Origin of the sequence: Desulfobacca acetoxidans DSM 11109, assembly GCF_000195295.1 — a bacterium.
In the GTDB taxonomy this organism is placed as follows: Bacteria; Desulfobacterota; Desulfobaccia; order Desulfobaccales; family Desulfobaccaceae; genus Desulfobacca; species Desulfobacca acetoxidans.
This window is the reverse complement of the sequence record NC_015388.1, coordinates 1,429,651-1,448,011: the sequence shown is the minus strand read 5'-3', so window position 1 is coordinate 1,448,011 and position 18,361 is coordinate 1,429,651. Positions and strand designations below refer to the sequence as shown.

Below are 18,361 nucleotides of genomic sequence, written 5' to 3'. Positions count from 1 at the left end.
GCGTCCTTCCTTGAACACGAGTTCGACCCTCGCCATCGATCTGCCCTCGGGCTGGGAAACGGCCGCCGACCGGGCCTTGGCAATTGACGGCGTCATCATGATCTTGGGAGGCCCGGACCGGGGCAAGAGCACCTTCTGCCGCTATCTCCTCGGCCGGGCCCGGGCGGAAAGCAGACCGGCGGCCTTTATTGACGGCGATCTGGGCCAGTCTCATTTAGGTCCCCCCGCCACTCTGGGCCTCAACTTTTATCCTCCCCGCCCCCCTGATGACTCGGGTCTTTTTCCCGATGTTCTCTATTTTATCGGTCAGACCTCTCCGCCTGGTAGAATGATGGAACTAGTCGTTGGTCTGCGCCACTTGGCCGACATCGCCCGCCGGCGCGGGCAGTATCGCATCATTGTCAACACCAGCGGTTTCATTGGCGGTCCGGCGGCCCATCGGCTGAAGTTGGCCAAGGCAGAGTCCCTGACACCCCGTCTGGTCATAGGTCTGCAACAGGAACAGGAGTTGGCATCTATCCTGGCTCCCCTACAGCGTTTCCGGCCAGAGGCGGTACTAACCCTGCCGGTCTCCGCCCAGGCGCAGCCGAAGCCCTTTCAGCAGCGGCGTCTCTACCGCCAGGAACGATTTGCGGCATACTTCCAAACCGCCCGCCTCCGCCACTTCCCGCTTGAGCACCTGGCCTGGCTGGGTTTTCCTTTCGGCCAGGGACGCCTCCTGCCAGCCGCATCTCAGCAATGGCTCGGCCAGATTCTCAATCATACCCCGGTGCTCCGCGCCGAGGAGGTCGCCCAGGGTTTCATAGTGCTTGTGGACCGGAGGTTAACCGAGTCGGATCTGGCTGCGACCGAAGCAGAACTGGGCCAGAAAAAGATTTATTGGGCCCAGTGGCGGCAGTTGGAATATCGCCTGGTCGGGCTGCTGGATCGCCACCTGCTGACCCTGGCTTTGGGACTGCTCCCGCCATCCCCCTGGAATCACCAGTTCTTGGGAATAGTAACCCCTCTACCGGCCGACCGTCTCTCCCAAGTAAAGTTCTGTCGTTTGGGTAAGATGCGCTTATCTCCGGACGGCCAGGAGTTGTTTGGGGCGAATACACGATTCGCCCCTGCGGATGGGCCTGTCGGCGCGTAGGGTGGGCACTGCCCACCATTCCTTAAGTCACCCGGAATCGTTGCCGGCCTGTTCCAGGCGGTGGTGGATTTCCTGAAGAGCCTGTTTCTGCCTACTACCCGGCAGCACCCTCACAATAAACTTCTTCAGCCAGCGCTTGACCTGAGTCCGCTCCGACACCGTCAGACCCGCCAAATCCACCGGTTTTTTGGTTTCTGCACGGCTTAATTCTTCCACCAGGGCCAGTTTCACCGGCTCCGGCAGGTCCCGGCTGCTCAGGATAAACCGGAGGATAAATCTCATGGCCTCGGCGCCCGCGTGTCCGTTTGCCGACGCCAGATGCACCATCTCGTGCATAGCTAATTGATACGGCCGCCATTTTTCGGCCCCCGGAGTCCGGCCGCTGTAGAGGCGGATGGCCTCTACCCCGATAATGGTTGCCATACGGGCCAGAAAAAATCGGGCCAGGACCTCCTTGCCGCTGGCGTAGGCCGCCCGCCGGCCCCAATACCAGGGACTGGCAATGTTTTTCAGCATCCAGGCATAGCGGGCCACCTTGTCCAAATGATGGCGTTTTAAGAAGACATATCCCGGATGGCTCGCCATCTTTTTGTAGAGACCGTGATAAAACAGGATGGTCTGCAGTTCTACGCCTTTCATGGCCCTGAGGGGAAGGGTGTCTAGCAGAGATCGAAGCCGGTTGGCAATGCGGCTCTGCAAGCCGATGAGGTCATCCAAAGAGGCGTGGAGTTCCGGCCGCTCGTCCTCAGGATGATAGACCTGGGCAATCTCCTGGACCAGTTCCAACGCCATACCGGTGATACTCTTGAAGGAAAACTCGGTATCGGGCCAGATATTAAGGAAATAGCGACGGCGATAACGACGGACAACTTCCCTCGCTTCTCGGTCTTCGGGGCGATCAGCGGCAAACGGCAGGGAAACGTCATCCTTCTCTACCTCTTCCATTGCCAGGGTCTGCAGGAGCCTCTTTTTGGTCCAGGCGCGCACTGCCAGCAGCGACCCCAACCACAAGCAGACCACGCCCCCTATGAGCAACCACAACCAGTGTTCGGACATATATCGTTACCAAGAAAATAAGCTTCGAGTTGCTTGGGGCGAATACCAGATTCGCCCCTACAGACGGGTCTGTCGATGCTGTGGTGCTGTAGGGTGGGCACCGCCAACCATGTTCCTGATCTATTATCTCAGATAGCTGAAGTATTACGAATTTTTTTATTCCGGCTGGACGCCTGCACGCCAGGAAACCATTTCCGTGGTTCCCGGGTGGCCGCTAGGCAATGGCAATTACCAGAGAAATAGTGGAAACCAGGGCTGAGCCGGACCGGATCTTCCTGGCGGCTCATTCCGCCAGCTTTTCCAAAGCCAGACGGGCGAAATCCAGGGAAGGATCGAGATCCAAGGCCATTTGCAGCAGGTGGGCCGCCTCCTGGCGGAATCCCAGTTCCCGCAGGTTGATGCCTAGATTGGCATAGTCGATGCCGGAGCCGGGGTCTAGTTCGATCGCCTTTTCAAAACACTCTACCGCCCTTTGGTGCTCCTTCAGCTTGAAATAGCAAAATCCCAACAGGTGGTAGACTTCCTTCAGTTGATCATTGGCCGCCTGGGCCTGTTTTAAGGCAGTAACGGCCCCGGAATAGTCTCCGAGATCCTTGCGGCAGGAACCGATATGAACGTAGATGCTGGCAATCTCGTGGGCGGGCGGGTACGCCTGGAGCGATGCTGCAAAATATGACAGCGCCTCTGCGGTCCGACCCAAAGTATCCATGGTCAGACCGAGGAAGAACAGCACGTCAAAACGCCCTGGAAACCGCTCGTGCAAGCGGGTCAGAGCCTGCATCGCATCCTCAGGCTCAGCGTAGCGGCTGGCCAATTTGGCCAGATGAAAGATGACATTGGTCTGACGGGTGCGCTCCAGGAAATGAGCTCCGGGCGCAATGACATACACCACCGGGATGCGAATCTGCGGGTGGGTGACGTCCACCACCAGGACTTCCAATCCGAGCCTGGTCAAAGTGGCGACACAGCGTTCAATCTCAACTTTGATATTGTCATCTGCCAACTGCGGCAGGGAGCGGATAGGACGCATCGGCCCCGGCGCCGTAAGATAAGAGGCCTCGGTGAGATTCTCATACTTGGGCAGCGTCGGGCGGTAGGAGGTGCGTTTGTTAAAATCCCCGGCCAATTGCGCCACTTCGGTTAAGGCCCGAACGAGAGATTTTTCCGGATCAGGCGTGGTCCCGGCGGTAAAGATAATCTCACTGGCTTCGGGAAAGGTAGCCGGATCGTAGGCCAGCACCCCTACGGTGGGGATGCCGGTATCGAGGGAAAAATCCCTGAGGTGTATCACGATTCCCTGACGCCGGAATTTTTCCAGCAATTCCACCGCTGCCGGGTCCTGTACCGAGGCCGGATCAATGACCGGCGTAAACAACCGCCCATGGCTGATCACCGAACCGACGTGCCGCTCCACCACTTCACATAAACCCTGGAGCACGGCCTCCTCCAGGGTATTTCCAGCCGCCGGACCGTTGTATTCATTGATGAGATAAAACCAGTGGATTGGCAGCAACACCGGATGGCCATACGTCAGACTGACGGCAGAAGTAAAATGCAGGGGCCAGTCCCGGTAGATAGCTTTAACCTGTTCGGCTTCTTCACTGACATCAAACAATGACCTGGCCAAGGTTTTGAAGGAAACCGACTCCGGTCCTAAACTGTTAGGAGTGGCATAGAGGAAATCAGCCTGATGCATGAAAGAAAAAAAGCTGAAGCGCTCCACTAATTCCATCAGGGCGCTGGCTTCAGCCTGCTCCGGCGTGGAACCTTTGCCCATCTGTTTCTGGGTTCCGATCGTGCGCACGGCGTCGACGCCACAGAGGCTGACGTAGACTGGAATACCCAAACGGCCGCTGTCGATGCGCAGCGTATTTTTCAACAGGTCCAGGTTAAGCTGCTTGAACCGATACTTCACCCGGGCCACAGTTTCTTCCGGAGGACAGACCTTGTCCAGATCATAAGAGTACTGTTTATAGCAGTCTTGCAGCAGGAATGTCTCAGTCATGGCGTTGCTTTCCTCGTTTGGGCAATTATCTATTATACTTGATAATCATAACATGCCGCTTGCACGGGTTGATAGTTTTTTATGCCGGAATTTTCGGTTCTGCGGCTGATTGCTTATCTCAGATTATCCGATATTTCCTCAACCTGCCTTTTTTATCTCTTGGGCGCCGCGGCCGCCTGCAACATCGCCCGACGCGCTCTCAGAATATTAGTTTTCAGGTTTAAAAATCACCACGGAGCATAAAAACAATCGATTTTCACGGGATTGTCCTCACCTCTCACCTCTCACCTCTCACCTCTTACCTCTTACCTCTTACCTCTTACCCTATTTTTATAAAAATCGGCATGTTCTGAGGAACACCACGAAATATGAAAACAGAACCGTGGTAGTTAAACATCAGCGGCGGCCATGGGCCGCCCTATCCCATTATCGATATTTTACTGGCAATTTACTCAATAGGGCGGGCCGCGCCCGCCGTCTACGGGCAATTTACTTAATAGGGCCGGCCGCGCCCGCCGTCTACGGGCAACTTACTTAATAGGGCGGGCCGCGCCCGCCGTCTACGGGATATGAACTAGGAGAGCGGCCTGTCAAAGAAGGCATTCTCAGGGAAGGTATGAAACGTCTCTCCTCAGCACACAGCATTCGGGACTAAAAAGAAATATTCTGCCGGAAAAAATTTTTCTTTTGTGATTTGATCCACCAGACGCGAAAATTAACTATGCTACCAGTCCCGATGCCATCGGTTCAGAGTGTTCTGGACCCCCGATGGTGCTCCGCCCAAGCTACCTGGCGGGAGCGCCGCCGGTTTCAAGAGACCGCCCACACCCTCATCCGCCTCCCCGAATCAGGCGTGGACCCGTGGGATTGTCTGTTGACCGAGGAGACCTGGCGCCGCCTGGCACCACCCGGTGAACAGGAAGAAACAGTCCTAACTGCCCTGTCCCAGACGACGGGAATTTATTTTTTCCCCTCGCGGGAATGGGTTGGCACCTTTTGCCGTTTTGTGCAGCTCTTGCGGGTCCGGCGCGTCCTGGAGGCCGGGGCCGGCCGGGGCTACCTGGCAGCAGTCTTAGCACCGTGGTTATCCCGACAGGGGATCGACTTTCAGGCTATCGATTGCGCCCAGGGAGAATTCGAGAGCGGCCTGCCGCGCCATCCTGTGGTAGTGACCGGAGACGCCTTTGCCGAGGTTGAGGCCTTTTGGCCGGACCTGGTATTGTCTGCCTGGCCGCCGCCTGGCCAATCTATCGCTCCCTTCTGTCATTGCGCCTCGGTGCGGTATGTCGTGTTCATCGGAGAGGCGGGCGGCGGCTGCACCGGCGATCCGGCAGATTGGCATCGCTTCCGGCATCGCTCGACCCCTTTTCTGTCCCGCTTCGGGGTGGGACGCTCGGGACGCCAACGCCAGGACGTGACGGTGTTTTTCGGCGCCGCCAGCCAGATTTTTAGGAAAATTGCAGAAATAAGAGATCGTAGGGCGAGAAGACAGAGCGTCTCCCGCCTCTCGGATCTGCACGACAAGATGCCCCAAACTATTATGGCGTCAGAGAGATGACAATATGTCTCGCACACCCGTCATTCACGAGGAAGACTGCATTTTTTGCGGCGCCTGCGCCGAGGTCTGTCCAGGGGTCTTCGTCCTCAACGAATCCCTCGGTTGGGCCATGGTCATGCATCCGGAAGGGGCGTCGGAGGAAAAGATTCAGGAGGCCATCGACATCTGCCCGGTCCACTGCATCGACTGGGAGTAGATAAACGCCTCTGATTTCTCTTAGCGTAGACCCGGAGGTCTGCGCTACCGATCTTCTGATAAAACAGCCGCTGCATGGCAAAACGATATGATTCTCTCGCCAGTGCAGAACTTAATTTTTGGCCGGAAACCGAAAACCAGAAACTTATTTTCCAACTTACCATATGGCTATGAGCGTAAAACCGTATCTGATTGATTGGGTGACCAACAGCCTGGCCGTGGGGCAGGCCCCTATGTCGTACGAGGCCTTAGAACAGCTTAAAGGGCAGGGCATCGGCGCCATCATGAACCTCTGCGCCGAGTTCTGTGATCTGCACTGGATTGAGGCCAATGCCGGATTTGAGGTATATTATTTTCCTATCCCCGATGAAGAAACGCCAGACCTGCAAGAACTGGAAAAAGCCCTGGACTGGCTGGATGAGTGCCTCTATTTAGGGAAAAAGGTATTGATCCACTGCCGCTTTGGCATCGGCCGCACCGGTACGGTAGTAAATGCCTTTCTGCTCCGCAAAGGCCTGGGACACAAACTGGCAGGCAAGAGACTCAAAGGCCTGAAATCCAAACCGGCGAATTTTGATCAGTGGTGGTTTATCCGGAAGTATGGCAAAAAAGAAAAGCCGCTGACCATCCGCGAGCCTTCTCTGGAAACCAAACATTTGGTGGATCTCTTCCCGTTTTTTGCCGACTACGAGAGGCTCGCGCAAGAAGTGGACCGTCATCTGCTTGAGGCAGACTGTCATTCCCGGTGCGGTCGGGAGCATATAGCCTGCTGTTACAACCCGGTGGTTGTACCGTTTATTGAAGCGGTCTACCTCAACCACATGATCAACGCCACTTTGAGTCGGGTGGAGCGCCAGAATGCCGTTCACCGCGCCGCCGAAGCGAGGCGGATGGCCAAGGAGATGCAGTCAACGATGGAGGATTGTGGCGATGACCGGTTGGCTGAGGCCTACACGAGAGCTAACCTCTTATGTCCGCTGAACGAACGCCAGCGCTGCCTGATCTTCCCGCACCGCCCCCTGGCCTGTCGGCTCTTCGACCTGCCCCCCGAGAAACAGGGTGTTCTCCTGAGTGGCCTGTCTGAGGCCTTGGACAATCTCTCCCGCCAGGTCTATTTTGCCTTCACCTCCTGCTTTCCCGAGGCCAAGCCCTTATCTTTTCTGTTACTTGAGGTGGTCTCAGGCAGGTTCGCCCAGATCTTCTTTCATCAGATAACGGCGGGCACGGCTCGCCCTATAACTTCTTGATGATATTTCCAAGTGCAGGCCTTTGATGACGGCGGGCACGGCCCGCCCTATAACCCTGATTTGTGGGTAATGATTAGCTTATGGGAAGAGGGTCAGGAAGAGGCTCATCTTGTTCAGTATTTCGAACCAGAGATTAACCACCCAGATAAGCAGCCTGCACCATCGGGTCATTCAGGAGGCGGTTGCTCGGCCCCTCCAAGATAATGCGCCCGTTCTCCAGCAGATAGCCATAGTGGGCCAGACGCAGGGCCGCCACGGCGTTCTGCTCTACCAGCAGCATAGTTGTTCCCTCGCGGTTAATCTGCGCCAGCATTTTAAAAACTTCCTGCACGAGGAGCGGTGCCAACCCGAGGGAAGGCTCATCCAACAACAGTAGTCGAGGACGGGACATCAGCGCCCGCCCCAAGGCCAGCATCTGTTGTTCGCCGCCGCTCAGGCCCCCCGCCCTCTGCCTCAGGCGCTCCCCAAGGCGGGGAAAGAGCTGATAGACCCTAACTAAATCGCCCTCCAACTCCCGCTTCGGACGGTGATATCCCCCTAAAACGAGGTTTTCCCTCACCGTCAGGTGCGGAAAGACGCGTCGTCCCTCCGGACAGAGAGCCACCCCCCGACGCACGATGTCATGCGGCGCGGCCCCTTGTATATATTGGCCGGCAAAGAGAATGGTCCCCGCCTGCGGGCGCTGCAATCCGCTGACGGTCCGCATCAGCGTTGACTTACCGGCCCCGTTGGCCCCGATGAGAGCCACAATCCGGCCGGTGCCCACCGCCAGGGTGACATTATCCAGGGCCGGAATAGGACCGTAAGCCACAGAGAGGTTGGCAATCTCAAGCACCCGCATCCTCCCCCAGATAGGCCTGAATGACACGCCGGTCGGACCGCACCGCGGCTGGCGGACCCTGAGCAATGATCAAACCATGGTCCAGCACCGTCAGCCGTTGGCAGATAGGCATCAAAAACTTCATGTCGTGTTCAATCAACAGAATGGACAGGTTATAACGCTGCTGCAGATCAAGCAGGAGCCCCATGAGCTCGGCAGATTCATGGGGGTTCAACCCCGCCGCCGGTTCATCCAACAGCAGCAATTTGGGAGCCGTCGCCAGGGCCCGGGCAATTTCCAGGCGGCGCTGGCGGCCATAAGGTAGCTGGCCAGCTTTATCTTCAGCAACATCAGCTAATTGTAATGCCGTTAAGACCTCCATGGACTGACCTCGGAAAGACCTCTCTTCCGCCAGAAAACACGGGAGGCGCAGCACCGCTTGCCAGAGATGAGTCCGACGGCGACAGTGAAAGGCTATCCGGACGTTGTCCAGTACCGAAAGTTCTTGAAAAAGCTTGATATTCTGGAAGGTGCGGGCGATGCCCCGTCGCACTACGACCTGCGGCGGCAGACCGAGGATCGACGCACCCTGGAAAATGATCTCCCCGGCGGTAGGCCGGTAAAAACCGCTGAGAAGGTTGAAAACCGTGGTCTTGCCAGCACCGTTGGGACCGATGAGGCCATGCAGTTCCCCCGGCGGCAACTTAAGGGTGAAATCGGCCAGGGCCATCAGCCCGCCAAAGCGCATCTGCAGGTCTTTGATCTCCAGAATAGACACTGGTAAGGTTTCCGGTTTCAACTTTCCGGTTGCCGGTTAAAAACTTCCGTAATTTTCATTATCGGCGAAACGACCGCCAACCATGGAAATAACCTGTGCAGGGAGGCTGATTGTTGCGTCCCCCAAGTAATTCTCATCCATACTCCTCTAGACCATTACCCCCTCAACTGCTGCAGTGTCGTAGGGCGGCAAAGCGCAGCGCCTCCCGCCTCTTGACCAGTTATTTAATTTTTAGACGCCCTAGCAGCCAATTCCAGGAAAATTCCTGCCGCCCCAGCAGACCCCGGCGGAAAAAGAGGATCATCACCAGAAGCAGAAATGAGAATATTACCGCCCGCAGGCCTGGAATACCGGGCAGATGTATACACCCGATCAGGATCGGTTCTTCTACTACCCGCAGCCACTCCCCGCCCCAGGTCAGTACTATCGCCGCCAGCACTGCGCCGGTAGTACTCCCCAGACCGCCAAAGACAATAATGATCAATAGATTAAAGGTCAGAAAAAAGGTGAATAAAGTTGGTGAAATCGTCGTGATCAGGTGGGCTAACAGGCCGCCAGCCACCCCCAAAAAAAAGGCGCTGACCAAAAAGGCCAGCAGGAGGTGGCGGAAAGGGTCGATCCCCATGGCTCGGGCGGCGGTCTCATCCTCCCGAATAGCCTGCATGGCCCGCCCATAGCCCGAATGAATGATGCCGGTGATCACCACCAGCGCCATGACTGCCGTTCCCCAGGTCCACCACAGATTGGTGAATGGCGGCAGACCCTTGAGTCCCAAGGGGCCATTGGTGACCGACTGCAGGTTATTGGCCAGAACGCGCACTACTTCGCCAAAGCCCAGGGTAACGATAGCCAGATAATCACCGCGTACCCGCAGCACCGGAAAGCCGGTCAGGAAGGCGAAGACCACCGCCACCAGTCCCCCGGCCATCAGGGCGACAGGAAAAGAGGTGGAAAACTGATTGAGCGGCCAGATGAGGGGGCTGAGCAGAAAAGAGAGCTGTTTTTCCGCCGGACTGAGGGTCAGTAGGGCGGCGGTGTAGGCCCCCAGAGTGACAAAGGCATTGGGTCCCAGATGGAGTTGGCCGCAGACGCCGTTGATCAGATTATAACTCACTGCCATGGTAATAAAGATGGCAATGTTGTTCAAGATCCGGATGTGATAATCGTTGGCCCAGGTCTGGGCTCCTGCCAGCAGCAGAAACAACAGGATGGCTGTCCCAGAGGTGAGGAAGAGATTGCGGCGCCGTGGGTTCGATCCCATTTAGAGCTTCTCCGCCAGCATAATCTCTCCCATGATACCAGTGGGTCGCACCAGCAATACCACGATGAGCAGCCCGAAGGCCAGGGCATCCCGATATCCGGCCCAGGAAGGGAAGACGGCCACGACGGTAATCTCCAGGAGACCCAAAAGCACCCCCCCCACGACGGCCCCCGGCAGGCTGCCGATTCCTCCCAGCACCGCCGCCACAAAGGCCTTCAAACCGGGAAGAATCCCCAGGAAAGGATTCACCTGGGGATACTTCATGGCCCACAATAACCCACCGACCCCCGCCAGGGTAGATCCCAGGATAAAGGTCAGGCTAATGAGCCGATTGACGTTGACACCCATGATCTGGGTAGTCTCCCAATCAAAGGCCAGGGCCCGCAGAGCCATGCCCACGCGGGTAGAGTAGATCAGGACAAACAATCCGGCCAGGACGATGAGGGTGATCAGTGGAATGTACACACTGAGTCGGGGAAGATAGAGTTCCCCAAAGCGCCAGGCCCCCCCAAAAAAAGCCGGTGTGGGAAAAGACAGAGGCCGTCCGCCAATGAACACCAGGACCAGGTTTTCCAACAGGAAAGAGACCCCGATGGCCGAAATCAAGAGAGACAACCGCGGCGCCCGGCGCAGGGGCCGATAGGCCCCCCGCTCCAACATCGCCCCCATGAGTCCGGTGAGGATCAGGGCCAGCCCAAAAGCCAGCGGCCAGGGCAGGGAAAAGAGAGAAAGGCCGAAAAGTCCGAGATAAGCGGCAACCATCAAAAAATCGCCATGAGCGAAATTAATCAGCCGCAGGACGCCATACACCATAGTATAGCCGATAGCGATCAGGGCATAGAGGCTGCCGAGGGAGACACCGTTGATAAGCTGCTGTAACAGGACGGAACCGGTCATGCTCTTCGCCCCCGATTATGGCATTGCGGCAGACGCCGGCCTTTTTAATTCGGCATCGGCAGGGCGGAGATAAAAGGGCGTCAACTTCTCCAGGTTGGGAATTAACCCGGCGTCATACTGCTGGAGGCCTAAGCGGGCCAGCACCGCCGCCCGGATGTAGCGCAGCTCCGGCGGCGGCAGGATGGCCAGGTTCCCCAAAAGCTCCTGCCACAGGACGCCGTAACGCTCCAAACCGGGACCGGTAATGAGCGTCGGCTCGGTAATCCGCTCCGCCAATGCTGCAGGCGAAAGCAAGAGGTAATCGCCGGCCAGATTCAGGCCGCCCCCCCCCTGACAGTAAATCCCGGCGTAGACTTCGTGCTTCTTGGCGTCGATCACCGTGCAAACGGGCAAAGAAGCAAAAGGAAAATTGGCGGCCAGGACATCCAGGGTATTTACTGCAATAACCGGGCATCCCAGGACCAGGGCCAATCCTTTGGCGGCAGAGAGCCCCAGCCGCAGGCCGGTAAAATTGCCCGGTCCGCGGCTGACCACGATGAGCTTGACCTCCTGAATCGACCTGCCAGCGTCTTGAAGCAGCCGGTCAATGCCGGGCAGGAGACGGTTTAAATACGAGGCCGGACTTTCCAAGGTATATTCCGCCAGCAGCCGCCCGCCCTGCATGAGGGCCAGGCCACCGCGGCTAGTGCTGGTATCAAAGGCTAAAACGAGCATAATGAATCTGTACTCCAATTCCCCAAGCAGAAAATATAATATATTTTGATATATATGTATAGAGGCCATTGCAAAATACCCGTTTTTGTCCTCTGCGTTAGTCAGCCGACGTCATGGACAGCACAGCGTTAATCAAGGAGCCATCAATAGCAACTAGATCGCCCAATTCAGGATATTCCAGGGGCAAGGTTCGAGTAGTTTGTTCATGCAGCTTTTCGTAAACGTAGATGAGTTGTTCCAGACCACGGGTATTGATAGCTTCACAGTAACTACTCCTTTTTATGCCATCGGCAGGAGCAATGAATTCACGTGCATAATCATCCTCTTCCAAAAATTGCAGGAGATGCCAGGTCGAATCGTACTCTTTTAAATACAAGCCAACGAGAGATTTAAGTTGATGTTCAAAAGTCAATTTCAAAGGTTTATTTCCTCGGCCCAGAAGAGGAGGAATGGTATCATCAATATTCTCGGCTGGTTGCCATAATCCAGTTCAGGAGGGCACTTTTTTTCTGCTACTCTGAGGCTTGCTGATGTGAGGCCATTTCGTAACTTCCTATATGAATGATGGTGATGCAGGCTTTCCAGCCGGCACGCTGATGCATAGGCCAGGAAGCCTATGCTACCAATCATTCTTTCATGCTTCGTTATGTTATTGCGAACATGAGGACTTGTATTAAAGAATATTAAGAAATCCTTCACATGTACACAATTAACTTCATCAAGCAAGAAATGCGAGTTCTCGAAATTTTTTCACAAGTTTTATTGCTTAATGCAATTTTCTAACCGGACATTATTGGGATTTACTGATAGTCTCCGGAAGGGTTTTAAAAAATATCGCCGCGGATTATTCGGCCGTTAGGAAGAACTTTATTTTCCCAAGGAATTGCGCAGGAGACTTTAGAGGCAGAGTTTTTTTATCAAATTGATGTGAGTTTTGATGGAATGCGCCAAAACTTTGCTTCACGCCATCCCTCTTCTATCTTATCCTAATACGTAAAGCACCTTAAATTACTATCCAAAAAATTTACTTCTTGGATAGAAGATCGAGGCGTTCTTCTACGATATCTTCAATGACATCCAATATCACCGAAGCGGTGGCGATCTGAGCTAGGGAAAAGGCGCCCAAGCGATTGACTAGTTCGGCAAAGTGTTTCCCATGAAAACGCTCATGAGCCTGAAACGCCCGCCATCCCAATTCCGTAAGGGATAAATCTAACTCCTTATTATTGTTGGCTGTATGCTGTTTTTCCACGAAACCCTTCTCTGCCAATTTCGACACGATCTGCGAAGCCGCACTTTTGGTAACCCCGAAATAAGCTGCCAACTCTGTAACGTTGATTGGCCTATGCTCACCTATCGCCTGAATGGTATGGATCTCTCTGGGATTGAGTTCTACACCATCATCAAAACGAATGCGCAACGCCTCGAGGCGCGCCCGCTTGTTGAGGATCCGCATAAGCTTCCGCCCCATGTCGGCGATATATTCGGCCTTAGTGTCCATATTACCGATATGGTGAATCATCTTAACTAATTTGTCAATGGAAAACTTTCTCTAAACACGAAGTTAAAAAAGCCGCGGGCCTGACGCCCCTGGCGGATTGGTATGATCCTGGTTCTGAGCCCCTATTATATAAAATTCGTACCGGAACAGGCAGAATCTATCTCTTACCGAGGTTGGGCGGCGGCTTTGCGTATGTCAGATCTATGGAAATTTTTCATGCTGTGTCTGGATGCCATGCTGCCGGCTACGCTTCCTTAAAAAAAAGCTTGACAGATGTTTGTCTTATTCTATATTGTTTATTATCTAAACTATAATGAGAGGGTTCCAACATGGAAAACCTATCCCTGAGCGCTAGCATGGAAGATTATCTGGAGGCCATTTTCCATATCGTGGCAGAAAAACGGGTTGCCCGAGGGAAGGATATCGCTGCCAGCCTGAGGGTGCACAAATCCTCAGTGACCGCGGCCTTGCGGAACTTGGCCGAAAATAAGCTGATTAATTATGCCCCCTATGACGTAGTCACCCTGACTCCCCAGGGTGCTGCCCTGGCCCAGGATGTGGTATGGCGTCATGAAGCCTTGCTCAACTTTTTCGTTCAGGTCCTTACCATTGAAGAGCATCTAGCCGAAGAAGTCGCCTGCCGGATGGAACATGCCCTCCCGCGACTCATCGGGGATCGACTGATTCTGTTCTGCGACTTTTTGGAGGTTTGTCCCCTGACAGGCAAAAAATGGATTCTCGGTTTTCAGCACTTCTGCAACGGGGATCTGACGCAGAAAAACTGTGAACACTGCCTCAGCTTGTGCCTGGAAGATGTGACAAAAAACGGTCTTGAGGTGGGGTAAGGCTCAAAATATCGAGGTGAGCTAATTTTTTTTGAGCGATAAGTTTGTTAATTTAAACATTGTATTATAAATAAAACATAAAAACGAAGAACATGGGATAGTACAAGTTACTTTAGGGCGACTCCAAGGTAATAATGACTTCATGGCTTTTTCATTTTTGGGGGATCAAAATGGATTTGACCAAAAGCTTGCTTGACCTGACCGTCGGCGGCAGTACCTGGGTTCTATGGCTGCTCCTCGGGTTAAGTGTCGCCTCGGTGGCGATCATGATCGACAAGACCCTGATCTTTTATCGTCACCGTTTCAACCAGGATCGGTTTGTGGCCGAAATTAAAACATCCCTGAGGCAAGAAGACTGGCCCCGGATCATTTCCCGATGTGAGCAGGAACGCAGTATGGAAGCCCGGGTACTGCTAGTCGGCCTCCGGGAAATTCCCCGGAGCAAGGCGGCTGTACAGGACATCATGAAGGGGGAGCGGTTGCAGGTAGGCCTTTATCTGGGAAAAAGATTGGGTTTTCTAGGAACCTTGGGAGCCAATGCCCCCTTCATCGGCCTTTTCGGCACCGTCTTAGGAATCATCCATGCCTTCAAAGACTTAGCCCTGGCCGAAGGCGGCGGTGGCCCGGCGGTCATGGCGGGCATCGCCGAGGCCCTGATCGCCACTGCCGTAGGTCTCTTGGTGGCCATACCAGCGGTGGTAATGTACAACCTTTTTCATCACCGCCTTCAGGTAGTGCTGGAACGCTCCCGGGTTCTGGAGCAGCTTCTCTTGGCCCACCTCGATGGGGCAACCGGGACTGCCGAGATTTCCATTCCAGACGTGGAACTTTCCAAGTCCCCCCGGAGGGTCGGGAGATTGGTATGAAAGACCAAGTTCAAGGTCCCATCACCGAGATCAATATGACCCCTTTTGTGGACATCGTGCTCGTGATCCTGATCATTTTTATGCTGACTGCCACGCTGTTGCAACCCCGCACCTTTTCCATCGCCCTGCCCAAGGCCACCGAAGCGGAAAAAAACGAGAAACACCCCATCATCATCGCTATCAATGCAGAGGGACAGATCGCCATCAATGGGGTACGGCTGAACCATTACGGTGAGTTTGAGCAGGTCTTTCGGGCGCAGTCACAGGATCCGGAACCCCAGGCGGTCATTGCCGCAGATAGAGAAATCCGGCATGGCCGCCTCATCGAGGTCATTGATAATCTGAAGCGCCTGAAAGTGGAGCGCATCGGTATTGAGGTAGAACAACGTCAATAGCCATGAATGCGACAATCCCCAAATCCGACTCAAAATGGCATAGTTGCACCCTGGCGGCTCTAACTTCTATGGCCCTGCACGGGCTGCTAGGCGCATCCGTATTGTGGCTTCAAAAAGATCTGCCCAGACCGAAAAAGCTGAAAGAGATGACGATCCAGAGAATCTTTCTGGCGGACAATATTCAGGATGCGGTGATGTGTTCCACCCAGCCCCGGCAGGCGTCTTTGAGGCAGCTTAAGGCGCCGGTAAAGCCTGTCCCCCCGAAACCCGTGCCGAAACCGCGCCAGAAACCAAAACCCCAAATCATCCCGGAAACGGCGGAGCCGCATCCCTCCCTGGCTATAGCCCGACCCGGTCCGGTCCCATCGTCCCCCGCGGTCAGAGGACAACCCTCTTCTGCGCCGCAGGGTCGAGGAGGGGGGAGCGGCACCGGACCTCACCTCATAGATTTCGGCAGTTCCTCCGGTCCCGCCTTTCTGAGTCGGACCGCGCCGGTCTATCCGGAGCAGGCCCGGCGGCTCGGCCAGGAAGGCAAGGTGTTACTGCGGCTGAGCATTGATGAACGGGGCACTCTACAGAAGGTCGAGGTCTTGAAAAGCGCGGGGGGCGGGTTTGACGAGGCCGCGGTGGAAGCGGTTAAACGTTCCACCTTCCGGCCGGCTACCATTGAAGGAAAACCTGCGCCTTGCATCGCCAGGCTGCCGATAAGATTTGTTTTGCGATATTAATGAGATACCACCGGGGTGTTTCCACTTTTGACGGAGAGGAAGGGAACAGGGACATTCGCAGACTCACCGCTGTAGCATGAAGACTAAGATGGAGAAAGCCGCGGCGGCATAACCGCCACCTGATCCGTTTACAGGACAGGCGGCAAAAATCAGGGCAGGGGCTGACTTTGCCAAGGTGGCCCTGCCCTGAAAGGACCCTAGCGACAGACGGCCGTTAACCGTACACGTGTGCACCAAAGCCCCTGTTTTTCAGATTACGAAAGAATGGGGAGGAAGGCAAGGGGATAAGGAGAAAAAAATGAACATTAGATGGTTAATAATGGGACTTTTCTTGTTAACTCTCTGCACCACACCGGTTTCTGCCACCGTAGAGAAAGACGCTGCCGCAGAAGAGGACATCCCGGAAGTGGTAGTGGAAAGCCAACGTCTGGTGGAAAAACAGGACAAAATAACCATTAAACCAGAAGGTCTGCCCGCGAATGTGAATATCGTCACCAAAGAAGACCTGGAAAAGACACCCGTAACCAATTATTTGGATATCTTCCGAAAAATACCGGGAGTTTATGTCAGTAAATACTCATCGGCGTTCATGGGAGACAGAATCAGTATGCGGGGTTTTACCGGTAACCACAGCAGGGAAGTCGCCGTTTTCGTCGACGGCATGCCCATGAACATGCTCGATTTGGTCCCCGGCTATGCGGACCTTGAATGGCTGGTTCCGGAAATGGTCGAACGCATCGAAGTCATTAAGGGCCCTTTCTCCGCTCTATATGGCGATTTTACCTTGGGTGGAGTCATCAACATCATTACCAAAAAGGTGGATCAGCCCAGTGTGGGGTTCTATGGGGGCACCTATGGGACGGTGCAAGGCGTGGGGGTCCTCAGCGACCCATCTTGGAGTTCCTCATTAAAGAATATAACGCCTTTTCTGGTATGGGAAGGTTATAGCCGGGACGGCTATCGTGACAATAGTAATTACGATCGGGGGCAATTCTTCAATAAATTCACTTTCCCATTATGGCAGGGGGATTTATCGGCCCGTATTCATTATGTGGCCCGTTCCTGCGGAAATCCCGGTTTCCTGAATATAAACAGTATGAAGTCCGGATTAAGCCGAACAAGCGCGGTGGATAATAACGAACGTGGCGATGCCGAAATGGCTAACCTAGTGGTGAATTATGAACCCAGGGGCGGTGAGGAAGGCTTCCACGGCACCCTTTACTATTGCTATCATCAGAACAATATCTCGGGAACATATCCGCCTCAACCTCAATATCGAGCATTCACCTTTGAAAACTACTTCGGCTGGAAGCTTTTGTATGATTACCGGCCCTTTGAATGTCTTTCCTTGGAGGTGGGCAACGACCTGCGTTATGACGCGGTCAGTCAGAACCGCTGGAATACATTGAATTATTATACCTTAATAAAACATACCCAGGATTATGCATTCGATGTATTTAGCACCGGGTTTTTTACCCAGGCTCAGTACAAGCCTTTCTCTTTCATAAAGTTTATGGGCGGGGGGCGTTTCGACCAATATGCAATTAACCTAGTTAATGAATTGTACCCTCAAAATTCCGGAAAGGCTAGCCCCAATTTGTGGAGCCCCAAGATCGGGGTGGTTATCACTCCCTATAAGGATATCAATATCTTCGCCAACAAAGGGCGGGGCTTCCGTTCCCCAGCAGCTTTCGAACTGTCTCCATCCTCGGCGATCCAAAAAAAGAACTTCAATCTGGGGCTGTCCAAGTTGGAGTCCTGGGACGTGGGCATCAACGGCCTCCTGTTTAATCGGGTCTATGTCAGCTTTGATTATTTTAATACCTTGTATCATGGGGAGGGGGCGTTAAACCCTGCAACCCAGATGTATGAAAACCTGGGGACCTCCAAACGCACGGGCCTCGAAGTCGAGGCCAGGATCTTCCTGACTCGGGATCTCACCTTATACGGGAGTTGGATGGATGCGCGAGCCCGGCTAAAGAATCCGAGTACGCCGGGGGCAGTTTATATCCCCCGTACCCCCGAGGACCAAGGCATCGTCGGCTTGGAGTTCCATAAACCCTGGCGTGATCAAAGGTTTGGCCTGGATTTTTACTATCTGCGCGTCAGCCGGATTCCCATCGATGCGACCGGTACCCTGATCGCCTCGCAATTTGATCAATATCACTGGAAATTGACCTACGGCTACAAAAAGTGGACGGCGACACTAGACGCAACGTTTTCTCCCCGACGCTATGCTTCGGATGCCTATACGGGCGATCTCGTCACCGGTATAGCAATGGTCCCCTTGCCGCAATGGGAGGTACTGGGGGGATTGAAGTATCAATTTTGATAAAAGGTTTTGGGGTCTTCAATTGACT

General features: G+C 54.4%; 18 protein-coding genes. 9 read left to right on the top strand and 9 right to left on the bottom strand.

Features of this window, described 5'->3' with window-relative positions:
• Positions 1-10 precede the first annotated feature (10 nt).
• Positions 11-1,135: a Clp1/GlmU family protein gene (locus tag DESAC_RS06245; protein WP_013706228.1), complete on the top strand. Its 1,125-nt coding sequence runs from the start codon at positions 11-13 to the stop codon at positions 1,133-1,135.
• Between the two features lie 27 nt (positions 1,136-1,162).
• Here the strand turns inward: DESAC_RS06245 and DESAC_RS06240 are convergent, their stop codons facing one another.
• Both DESAC_RS06240 and DESAC_RS06235 read right to left on the bottom strand, forming a co-directional pair.
• Positions 1,163-2,191 (bottom strand): hypothetical protein, encoded by a 1,029-nt coding sequence (locus tag DESAC_RS06240; protein WP_013706227.1) that lies wholly within the window; start codon positions 2,189-2,191, stop codon positions 1,163-1,165.
• Positions 2,192-2,474: 283 nt separating this feature from the next.
• Entirely contained in the window at positions 2,475-4,196 is a 1,722-nt protein-coding gene (locus DESAC_RS06235; protein WP_013706226.1) for a YcaO-like family protein, read from the bottom strand.
• A gap of 721 nt (positions 4,197-4,917) precedes the next feature.
• On the opposite strand from DESAC_RS06235, the gene DESAC_RS06230 reads away from it, so the two are divergent.
• From DESAC_RS06230 to DESAC_RS06220, 3 genes are all read left to right on the top strand, one after another.
• Entirely contained in the window at positions 4,918-5,754 is an 837-nt protein-coding gene (locus DESAC_RS06230; protein ID WP_148231199.1) for a class I SAM-dependent methyltransferase, read from the top strand.
• Positions 5,755-5,758: 4 nt separating this feature from the next.
• Positions 5,759-5,950 (top strand): ferredoxin, encoded by a 192-nt coding sequence (locus DESAC_RS06225; RefSeq protein WP_013706224.1) that lies wholly within the window; start codon positions 5,759-5,761, stop codon positions 5,948-5,950.
• Positions 5,951-6,119: 169 nt separating this feature from the next.
• Positions 6,120-7,196: a phosphatase domain-containing putative toxin gene (locus DESAC_RS06220; protein WP_148231197.1), complete on the top strand. Its 1,077-nt coding sequence runs from the start codon at positions 6,120-6,122 to the stop codon at positions 7,194-7,196.
• Between the two features lie 133 nt (positions 7,197-7,329).
• Here DESAC_RS06220 and DESAC_RS06215 read toward each other — a convergent pair whose 3' ends face one another.
• The 7 genes from DESAC_RS06215 to DESAC_RS06185 all read right to left on the bottom strand — a co-directional run bounded on the left by DESAC_RS06215 (position 7,330) and on the right by DESAC_RS06185 (position 13,167).
• Positions 7,330-8,037: an ABC transporter ATP-binding protein gene (locus DESAC_RS06215; protein ID WP_041283835.1), complete on the bottom strand. Its 708-nt coding sequence runs from the start codon at positions 8,035-8,037 to the stop codon at positions 7,330-7,332.
• Positions 8,024-8,794: an ABC transporter ATP-binding protein gene (locus DESAC_RS06210; protein WP_013706221.1), complete on the bottom strand. Its 771-nt coding sequence runs from the start codon at positions 8,792-8,794 to the stop codon at positions 8,024-8,026. The genes DESAC_RS06215 and DESAC_RS06210 overlap by 14 nt, the downstream gene beginning before the upstream one ends.
• A 220-nt stretch (positions 8,795-9,014) precedes the next feature.
• A complete protein-coding gene (locus DESAC_RS06205; protein WP_013706220.1) occupies positions 9,015-10,055 on the bottom strand; it encodes a branched-chain amino acid ABC transporter permease in 1,041 nt (346 codons plus the stop codon).
• Positions 10,056-10,952, bottom strand: a complete 897-nt coding sequence (locus DESAC_RS06200) for a branched-chain amino acid ABC transporter permease (protein ID WP_013706219.1) — start codon at positions 10,950-10,952, stop codon at positions 10,056-10,058.
• 15 nt (positions 10,953-10,967) lie between these two features.
• Positions 10,968-11,666 (bottom strand): tRNA (adenosine(37)-N6)-threonylcarbamoyltransferase complex dimerization subunit type 1 TsaB, encoded by a 699-nt coding sequence (gene tsaB / locus DESAC_RS06195; RefSeq protein WP_013706218.1) that lies wholly within the window; start codon positions 11,664-11,666, stop codon positions 10,968-10,970.
• Between the two features lie 97 nt (positions 11,667-11,763).
• Positions 11,764-12,084 carry a hypothetical protein gene (locus DESAC_RS06190; protein WP_041283834.1) on the bottom strand — a complete coding sequence of 107 codons (321 nt, stop codon included), beginning with the start codon at positions 12,082-12,084 and terminating at the stop codon, positions 11,764-11,766.
• 606 nt (positions 12,085-12,690) lie between these two features.
• A complete protein-coding gene (locus DESAC_RS06185; protein WP_041284304.1) occupies positions 12,691-13,167 on the bottom strand; it encodes a MarR family winged helix-turn-helix transcriptional regulator in 477 nt (158 codons plus the stop codon).
• A gap of 329 nt (positions 13,168-13,496) precedes the next feature.
• Here DESAC_RS06185 and DESAC_RS06180 point away from each other — a divergent pair, with 329 nt between their 5' ends.
• The 5 genes from DESAC_RS06180 (at position 13,497) to DESAC_RS06160 (ending at position 18,333) form a co-directional block, all read left to right on the top strand.
• Positions 13,497-14,012 carry a metal-dependent transcriptional regulator gene (locus DESAC_RS06180; RefSeq protein WP_013706216.1) on the top strand — a complete coding sequence of 172 codons (516 nt, stop codon included), beginning with the start codon at positions 13,497-13,499 and terminating at the stop codon, positions 14,010-14,012.
• Positions 14,013-14,182: 170 nt separating this feature from the next.
• Positions 14,183-14,878: a MotA/TolQ/ExbB proton channel family protein gene (locus DESAC_RS06175; protein WP_013706215.1), complete on the top strand. Its 696-nt coding sequence runs from the start codon at positions 14,183-14,185 to the stop codon at positions 14,876-14,878.
• Positions 14,875-15,273 carry an ExbD/TolR family protein gene (locus DESAC_RS06170; RefSeq protein ID WP_013706214.1) on the top strand — a complete coding sequence of 133 codons (399 nt, stop codon included), beginning with the start codon at positions 14,875-14,877 and terminating at the stop codon, positions 15,271-15,273. Before DESAC_RS06175 ends, DESAC_RS06170 begins: the two co-directional genes overlap by 4 nt.
• Before the next feature lie 2 nt (positions 15,274-15,275).
• Positions 15,276-16,001: an energy transducer TonB gene (locus DESAC_RS15150; protein ID WP_013706213.1), complete on the top strand. Its 726-nt coding sequence runs from the start codon at positions 15,276-15,278 to the stop codon at positions 15,999-16,001.
• 298 nt (positions 16,002-16,299) lie between these two features.
• Entirely contained in the window at positions 16,300-18,333 is a 2,034-nt protein-coding gene (locus tag DESAC_RS06160; RefSeq protein WP_013706212.1) for a TonB-dependent receptor, read from the top strand.
• The last annotated feature ends 28 nt before the right edge of the window (positions 18,334-18,361 follow it).

Excerpts from the sequence above, each read along its gene's own strand:
- DESAC_RS06240 (WP_013706227.1), bottom strand. The coding sequence starts at position 2,191 with ATGTCCGAACACTGGTTGTGGTTGCTCATAGGGGGCGTGGTCTGCTTG.
- DESAC_RS06235 (WP_013706226.1), bottom strand. The coding sequence starts at position 4,196 with ATGACTGAGACATTCCTGCTGCAAGACTGCTATAAACAGTACTCTTAT.
- DESAC_RS06230 (WP_148231199.1), top strand. The coding sequence starts at position 4,918 with ATGCTACCAGTCCCGATGCCATCGGTTCAGAGTGTTCTGGACCCCCGA.
- DESAC_RS06225 (WP_013706224.1), top strand. The coding sequence starts at position 5,759 with ATGTCTCGCACACCCGTCATTCACGAGGAAGACTGCATTTTTTGCGGC.
- DESAC_RS06220 (WP_148231197.1), top strand. The coding sequence starts at position 6,120 with ATGAGCGTAAAACCGTATCTGATTGATTGGGTGACCAACAGCCTGGCC.
- DESAC_RS06215 (WP_041283835.1), bottom strand. The coding sequence starts at position 8,037 with ATGCGGGTGCTTGAGATTGCCAACCTCTCTGTGGCTTACGGTCCTATT.
- DESAC_RS06205 (WP_013706220.1), bottom strand. The coding sequence starts at position 10,055 with ATGGGATCGAACCCACGGCGCCGCAATCTCTTCCTCACCTCTGGGACA.
- DESAC_RS06200 (WP_013706219.1), bottom strand. The coding sequence starts at position 10,952 with ATGACCGGTTCCGTCCTGTTACAGCAGCTTATCAACGGTGTCTCCCTC.
- tsaB (WP_013706218.1), bottom strand. The coding sequence starts at position 11,666 with ATGCTCGTTTTAGCCTTTGATACCAGCACTAGCCGCGGTGGCCTGGCC.
- DESAC_RS06185 (WP_041284304.1), bottom strand. The coding sequence starts at position 13,167 with ATGGACACTAAGGCCGAATATATCGCCGACATGGGGCGGAAGCTTATG.
- DESAC_RS06180 (WP_013706216.1), top strand. The coding sequence starts at position 13,497 with ATGGAAAACCTATCCCTGAGCGCTAGCATGGAAGATTATCTGGAGGCC.
- DESAC_RS06175 (WP_013706215.1), top strand. The coding sequence starts at position 14,183 with ATGGATTTGACCAAAAGCTTGCTTGACCTGACCGTCGGCGGCAGTACC.
- DESAC_RS06170 (WP_013706214.1), top strand. The coding sequence starts at position 14,875 with ATGAAAGACCAAGTTCAAGGTCCCATCACCGAGATCAATATGACCCCT.
- DESAC_RS15150 (WP_013706213.1), top strand. The coding sequence starts at position 15,276 with ATGAATGCGACAATCCCCAAATCCGACTCAAAATGGCATAGTTGCACC.
- DESAC_RS06160 (WP_013706212.1), top strand. The coding sequence starts at position 16,300 with ATGAACATTAGATGGTTAATAATGGGACTTTTCTTGTTAACTCTCTGC.